At 66.5% G+C, this 6,090-nt stretch carries 9 protein-coding genes; 4 read left to right on the forward strand and 5 right to left on the reverse strand.

What is annotated here, in order from left to right; all coding sequences use genetic code 11:
- Positions 1-13: 13 nt before the first annotated feature.
- Positions 14-649, reverse strand: coding sequence for an exonuclease domain-containing protein (locus DEJ23_RS09585; protein ID WP_111240055.1), 636 nt, complete (start codon positions 647-649; stop codon positions 14-16).
- Between the two features lie 137 nt (positions 650-786).
- On the opposite strand from DEJ23_RS09585, the gene DEJ23_RS15700 reads away from it, so the two are divergent.
- Together DEJ23_RS15700 and ychF are read left to right on the forward strand one after the other, a co-directional pair.
- The gene (locus DEJ23_RS15700) at positions 787-939 is read left to right on the forward strand and encodes a hypothetical protein (protein ID WP_181429201.1); all 153 of its coding nucleotides are present in this window, start codon (positions 787-789) and stop codon (positions 937-939) included.
- 61 nt (positions 940-1,000) lie between these two features.
- On the forward strand, positions 1,001-2,074 hold the full coding sequence (ychF, locus tag DEJ23_RS09590; protein WP_111240023.1) for a redox-regulated ATPase YchF: 1,074 nt from the start codon (positions 1,001-1,003) through the stop codon (positions 2,072-2,074).
- 27 nt (positions 2,075-2,101) lie between these two features.
- Here ychF and DEJ23_RS09595 read toward each other — a convergent pair whose 3' ends face one another.
- Positions 2,102-3,211 carry a site-specific integrase gene (locus DEJ23_RS09595; protein WP_111240024.1) on the reverse strand — a complete coding sequence of 370 codons (1,110 nt, stop codon included), beginning with the start codon at positions 3,209-3,211 and terminating at the stop codon, positions 2,102-2,104.
- Entirely contained in the window at positions 3,211-3,477 is a 267-nt protein-coding gene (locus tag DEJ23_RS09600; protein WP_146240249.1) for a hypothetical protein, read from the reverse strand. Before DEJ23_RS09600 ends, DEJ23_RS09595 begins: the two co-directional genes overlap by 1 nt.
- Positions 3,478-3,650: 173 nt before the next feature.
- On the opposite strand from DEJ23_RS09600, the gene DEJ23_RS09605 reads away from it, so the two are divergent.
- Positions 3,651-4,121: a hypothetical protein gene (locus tag DEJ23_RS09605; RefSeq protein WP_111240026.1), complete on the forward strand. Its 471-nt coding sequence runs from the start codon at positions 3,651-3,653 to the stop codon at positions 4,119-4,121.
- Here DEJ23_RS09605 and DEJ23_RS15425 read toward each other — a convergent pair.
- Both DEJ23_RS15425 and DEJ23_RS09615 read right to left on the reverse strand, forming a co-directional pair.
- Positions 4,104-4,382 (reverse strand): hypothetical protein, encoded by a 279-nt coding sequence (locus DEJ23_RS15425; RefSeq protein ID WP_146240250.1) that lies wholly within the window; start codon positions 4,380-4,382, stop codon positions 4,104-4,106. The genes DEJ23_RS09605 and DEJ23_RS15425 overlap by 18 nt on opposite strands.
- Before the next feature lie 357 nt (positions 4,383-4,739).
- Positions 4,740-5,042, reverse strand: a complete 303-nt coding sequence (locus DEJ23_RS09615) for a hypothetical protein (protein WP_111240028.1) — start codon at positions 5,040-5,042, stop codon at positions 4,740-4,742.
- Between the two features lie 215 nt (positions 5,043-5,257).
- Here DEJ23_RS09615 and DEJ23_RS09620 point away from each other — a divergent pair, with 215 nt between their 5' ends.
- Positions 5,258-6,016 carry a GAF and ANTAR domain-containing protein gene (locus DEJ23_RS09620; RefSeq protein WP_111240029.1) on the forward strand — a complete coding sequence of 253 codons (759 nt, stop codon included), beginning with the start codon at positions 5,258-5,260 and terminating at the stop codon, positions 6,014-6,016.
- The last annotated feature ends 74 nt before the right edge of the window (positions 6,017-6,090 follow it).

Raw genomic sequence — 6,090 nt, forward strand, 5'->3', positions numbered from 1 at the left:
ATCGACGCCGGGGTCAGTCGGCGAAGATCATCGGGCGGTTCGACAGCCGGGGTCGAGCTGCCGCGCTGGGCTGCTCCGACCGCGGTCGGACCGGCGCGATGTGCACCCGGGTCGCCGCGCCGAGCGCCTCGACGGTGTCGCAGCCGTGCTGACCCGCAGCGTGCACGACGATCGCGGCGCAGGCCTCGGCGTCAGCGGCCGCGTCGTGGTGCTGGAAGCCCTCGTACCCGGCGGCCCGTGCGGCCATCGGCAGGCGGTACGAGTCGAGCGTGTAGGTCCTGCGCGCCACCTGCAGCGAGCACAGCGAGTGGTGCTCGGCGAGCTCGGTGCCCGTCGCCGAGCAGCCACCCGCGATCACGCCCATGTCGAACCGGGCGTTGTGGGCGACCAGCACGTCCCCGTCGGCGAACGCCACGATGTCGAGGTACTGCTCCGCCCAGCCCTTCGCCCCGATCACGTCCGACGCGACGATGCCGTGGATGCGGGTGTTCCACTCGAGGAAGGCGTCGTGCCCGACGGGTGGCTGGATGAACCAGGACGCCCGCTCGACCACCCGGCCGTCGCGGACCTTGACGAGTCCGACGGAACAGGCGCTGGCGGGCGAGCTGTTCGCGGTCTCGAAGTCGATCGCGGTGAAGTTCAACGGCACGCCCTCGATGCTCGCACGGGGTTCCGACATCACTCGCGCGCGGACCCGGCGTTGCGGGCTGGCGCCGGTGGCGTCCAGAGGTGGACCAGCGGATCGCCGCCCTGGTGTCCTGACCCGACGCGACGTACAGTCAGCGCATGGGGGAACAACGGGAGACAGCGCAGCGGGGCGTCGGGCTGGGCGTGGCGCTCGCCGTGAGCGGCGCCGCCGTCGCCATCGTCGTGACCGGCACCGCCTACGGACTGTGGACCACGATCTGGGTCGCGGTCGTGTCCGCTTGGCCGCACTGACGGCACCGGGCAGGAGGCCCGGGTCGGCTCCGACGGGTCGCCGCCGGTAGGCTGTCCTCCCGTGGCTCTCACCATCGGAATCGTCGGTCTCCCGAACGTCGGCAAGTCGACCCTGTTCAACGCCCTGACCAAGAACCAGGTCCTCGCCGCGAACTACCCGTTCGCGACGATCGAACCGAACGTCGGCGTGGTGAACCTGCCTGATCCGCGGCTCGACCAGCTCGCGACGCTCTTCGGTTCCGAGAAGACCGTGCCCGCACCGGTGTCGTTCGTCGACATCGCCGGCATCGTCAAGGGTGCGAGCGAGGGCGAGGGTCTCGGCAACAAGTTCCTCGCGAACATCCGCGAGGCCGACGCCATCGCGCAGGTCGTCCGTGGCTTCGCCGACGACGACGTCGTGCACGTCGCGAACAAGGTGTCCCCGAAGGACGACCTCGAGGTCATCAACACCGAGCTCATCCTCGCCGACCTCGAGACCATCGAGAAGGCGCTGCCGCGGTACGAGAAGACCGTGAAGCTCAAGCAGGCCGAGCCGATCGTGCTCGAGACCGCGAACGAGGCCAAGGCAGCGCTCGAGCAGGGCACCCTGCTCTCCGCCACCTCGATCGACCTCGAGCCGATCCGCGAGCTCGGGCTGCTGTCCGCGAAGCCCTTCATCTTCGTGTTCAACGTCGACGAGGCCGTGCTGACCGATGCGAGCCGGAAGGCCGAGCTCGCCGCGTTGGTCGCCCCCGCACAGGCGGTGTTCCTCGACGCGAAGATCGAGTCCGAGCTCATCGACCTCGACCCCGAGGACGCCGCGGAGCTCCTCGAGTCGACGGGACAGACCGAGTCGGGCCTCGACCAGCTCGCCCGCATCGGCTTCGACACCCTCGGTCTGCAGACGTACCTGACCGCCGGGCCCAAGGAGGCTCGGGCGTGGACGATCGGCAAGGGGTGGAAGGCGCCCCAGGCCGCCGGTGTCATCCACACCGACTTCGAGAAGGGCTTCATCAAGGCCGAGGTCATCTCGTTCGAGGACCTCATGGAGGCCGGCTCGATCGCCGAGGCACGTGCGCACGGCAAGGCCCGCATCGAGGGCAAAGACTACGTCATGCAGGACGGCGACGTGGTGGAGTTCCGCTTCAACAACTAGCAGGCCCGTAGCGATGGCGATCTGGGGCTATTCCGCCGGCACAGTCCGCAAAGAGTCCGCAGAATCGCCCGCAACCTCCCGCATGAGGCCCGCGGTTGCGGACCCGGTTCGATCGTCCGCGTTCGGCCACAGGTGGCTGTAGGTGTTCAGCGTCACCGACGCGGACCGGTGACCAAGTGCCCGCTGCACCGTCACAACGTCACACCCGGCCGCAATCAGGCCTAACGCGAAGAAGTGCCGACAGTCGTGCAGCTTGAACGGCTCGACGCCCGCCGCCTCGATCGTCTTCGTCCAGTGGTAGTAGACCGTGTTCCCGTGGGGCGGCTGTCCACCCGACCCAACGAACAACCACTGCTCGTCGCCGCGCACGCCCACCTCGGACACGTGCCAGGACAGGTGCTTCGTGAGCTCGTCAGGGATCGGTACCGTCCGCTCGGACCCGTACTTCGGTGCGGAGATGCGAACCGCCTGTCCGCCACTTCCTCGCTGGATCTGTCGACGCACCCGTAGTGTCCGTTCCAGCCACGCGACATCATCAACCTGTATCCCGGACGCTTCGCCGAGACGGAGGCCGGCGAACGCGGCGAGACGCACGTACGTCTTGAACCACGGGTCGGCCGCATCAATCACAGCGCGCACCTCGTCAGGAGTGGGTAAGCGCATTGCCTGGTCGGCCCGTCGTCGTCGGGGGAGCACCACACCCTCTGCCGGGTCATCCGCGAGGTAGCGGTCCCGTACGGCGGCGCGCAGAGCCGCACGCACGTTGTTGACTCGCGTATGCACGGTCGATGGCGCGAGGTCATCGGACATTGACTTCACCCATGCCTCGACGTGCGAACGTCGCAGCTTCCCGAACGGCACCTCGAGGAAAGAACACTTTGTAACGGCGAGACCCATCGCGATCTTGGTCGTCGGCTCCCAGATCTGGCGTAGCGACCAGTCAGCGTAGTAGCTCGCCAGCGTCGTAGTGGAGCGCGACGGGGTCACGTAGGTGCCAGTGTGCCGGCGCGCGGCAACCTCGTTGAGCCAGTCCTGCCCGTCGCGCTTGCGCTCAAAGTGACGCGAGTGCTCCCGCCCCTCGTCGTCCCGATACCGCGCCCGCCACTTGCCGTTCGGGCGCTGACGGATGCTTGCCATCAGACGTGCGTCGCAGCCGCTTCCGAGACCTTACGCGCGACCCAAGAGTCTTCGAGGTCTGGGGCTGCAGCGCGAACGTATCGGGCGCACTTCTCAATAGCTTCTGCCACAACGGGCGGCACGTCGGACGGGTCGGGGACCATGCCGGCGAGCTCTCGGAGGTTCCGAAGCACCGTCCGGTAGTCCTCATCGAACTCTTCGAGGTGATACTTGAGGTTCGAGAAGCGATCTGTTGCCGCGTTGTCCTCGCACCTCTTCCTATCCAAGCAGCTAGACATGCCTGCCAGTCGGGCTCTGGTGTAGCCACCGCACGCATAAGACGCGCCAAACATGCGGCGTACAGCCGACAGGGTGCATGCTGACGGAAGCGGTCCGCTCCGCCAGGTCGGCATCTTCGCTTGCCCCGTCTGCGGTCACACCGCTGACGGAAGCAGGCATCATGACCGGCCAGCCCACCAGCAACGCTCAACGTCTCGCCCTCACCAGTGTCGTCGCGTCAGGGTTGCCGCAGTCCATCGGAGCGGAGGGTGCGGACCGCTTCTACGTGGTTCCCGCCGTCTTCAATCGTCGCCCGACCGCAGCTGAGATCGCCGAGATATCCGGCCCGGGAACGCACGCCCGTCTCAGCCGGGCCGGCTACCCAGATGTGTCCTTGCGTGTCGAGGATCGTCGCCTCCTCATCGGCAACACGAACCTCGGGCAACTCGAACGCGGACTAGCCATGTCCATCGCCAACGCCATCGATGAGATCAGCGAGACAGCACTCGAGGAGCTCAGGCGGAAGCGTGAGTCCTCAGACGAGGCGGAACGAGCGCGGCTCGCGCAGGCGCGGGACGTGACCCTCGCTGCGGAGCGCATCAAGTTCGTTCCAGATCGTCCGTTGGTTCCGGCGTCATCCGACGTCAGGTGACCGTCCCTGCGCAACGAAGCTTGCAGAGTTGCACGTCGATCTTCCTTGCTCGGCGATGTCAACGGTCGACTGATCATCGAGGGTTGCACGGCTGGGTATCTGCGGGGTGCCGGCTGGAGTGGAACGATTGAGCTGCTCGGCTTCGAGGGACTCGACGCTCAGCATCTCGAGGCCGGCGAGGAAGTCGGCGATGAAGGCGTGCCGGCAGTAAGTCTGCGGAATGGCGTCCGGGCCGTCGAGTTCACCTGCTTCATACGACATGGGCCAGACCCTACGAACGTGCGCGGGAGTCTTCTACACGCCCGCGCGCATCGGATCTGACAGCTCTTCCCGCCCCACGAGCGATCGGACCGCGTCCCGCCAGACCCAGGCACAATCAGCGGCCTGACCAAATCCCCACTCGACAAGCACCGCCCGATCGGTGTGCGCGAGGACGCGTCCCTCCACCTCGAGGATGCGGTCCGGGAACTGCACCCATGCAACGACCGGATCCGGTTGCGTAAGGTCAACCTCGGGGCCGCCGCGTGCTATCTCCGAAAGGGTGAAAGCCGACCCGAGCGCCCACCGGTCTCGTCTCCTGCGCGCCACGTGAAGGACCGTAGCTGCCGCTACTGACGATCAGGGCGCGGCGCGGACCGCCGCTGTGCGCGCATCAATGTCGTACAGGTAGCCGCGAGTCGCGGGCGGGATGGTCATGAGGTTGTCGCCGATCTCGTCGTCAGCAGCTGCAAGCGCTACGAGGTAGAGCGCGGGCGCGAGGACGATCGTCGCAGTTACGGCAGTACCCGAGTCGTCGAACGTGGGCACGTTGACCCGATCAGCGAGACCGCTCTGCGCGAGGGCGACCGCGTAGTCGATGGTCGTGTACGCAACTGCGTCGCAGACCAACAGAGGGGTGTTCCCGTAAACAAGACTTTTCAAGGGGCTGCTTCCTGATCGCGCGGTGCTACGCGATGAGGCGCTGCTGCAAGAGAGATGGTGGTTCGTGCCCGCACCGCCGAGGTTACGTCGGAGAGCTGTGCGGGCACAGGCGAACAGTCCGCGCTGCGCGGCCGGCGCAAAGCTTGGTACGTTGACGCGGGACCGTCGCCCATGCAGCGGCAGCCGCGCGTGCTTGTTCGTCAGGAGATGGTTACGTGAACGACAACCCCGACTCGTCCAGCGGACCTGAACCCGTGTCCCGTGATGAGTTGCTGGCTGACACCCTAGTGACGCTCGCGGACTCGCTCGTCGCGGACCTCGACGTCGCCGACCTGCTACAGACCCTCGCCGACCGCAGCGTCGCACTTTTCGATGCAGCGGCCGCCGGCATCATGCTCAGAGTCAACTCCGAGACCCTCCAGGTCGCCGCCTCCACACACGAGCGAAGCCACCAGGTGGAACTCGACGAGATCCGCGCAAATGAAGGTCCGTGCGTAGATGCGCTTCGGGGCGGACAGGTCATCTCCGCGTCGTCGCCGGCGGAGATCCGAACCCGATGGCCCGCGGTCGCAGGCAGCTTCGACAAAGCCGGGTACCGGTCCACCCACGCCATCCCGCTGCGGCTCCGTGAGCACACCATCGGGACGCTGAACCTGTTCCGAACTGCAGAGGGTGGCCTGACAGCCGCGGACGTCGTTGCAGCGAAAGCTCTCGCTGACGTCGCCACCATTGGAATCCTGCACGAACGCATCGTCAGCGACAGCATCGCGGCACAGGAACAGCTGCAACATGCGCTCACCAGCCGAGTCGTCATCGAACAGGCGAAGGGCGCACTCAGCCAACAGCGCTACATCACCATGAACGAGGCGTTCCAGCTGCTCCGCCAGCACGCGCGAGCTACACACACGAAGATCGGGGACGTAGCTCAGGCGGTCGTGGGACTGCTGCAGGTTCGGTTGACTCCTGACAGGTAGGAGCGTTGGCTCCTGCTGGAAGGATGTGCGCCATGGTGAAGGCGTATCCGGAAGAGTTCCGCCGTGATGTGATT

It is taken from the genome of Curtobacterium sp. MCSS17_008, from assembly GCF_003234185.1.
Taxonomy (GTDB): domain Bacteria; phylum Actinomycetota; class Actinomycetes; order Actinomycetales; family Microbacteriaceae; genus Curtobacterium.

Coding starts and splice junctions, on each gene's coding strand:
- DEJ23_RS09605 (WP_111240026.1), top strand. CDS start 3,651: ATGACCGGCCAGCCCACCAGCAACGCTCAACGTCTCGCCCTCACCAGT.
- DEJ23_RS15700 (WP_181429201.1), top strand. CDS start 787: ATGGGGGAACAACGGGAGACAGCGCAGCGGGGCGTCGGGCTGGGCGTG.
- DEJ23_RS09595 (WP_111240024.1), bottom strand. CDS start 3,211: ATGGCAAGCATCCGTCAGCGCCCGAACGGCAAGTGGCGGGCGCGGTAT.
- DEJ23_RS15425 (WP_146240250.1), bottom strand. CDS start 4,382: ATGTCGTATGAAGCAGGTGAACTCGACGGCCCGGACGCCATTCCGCAG.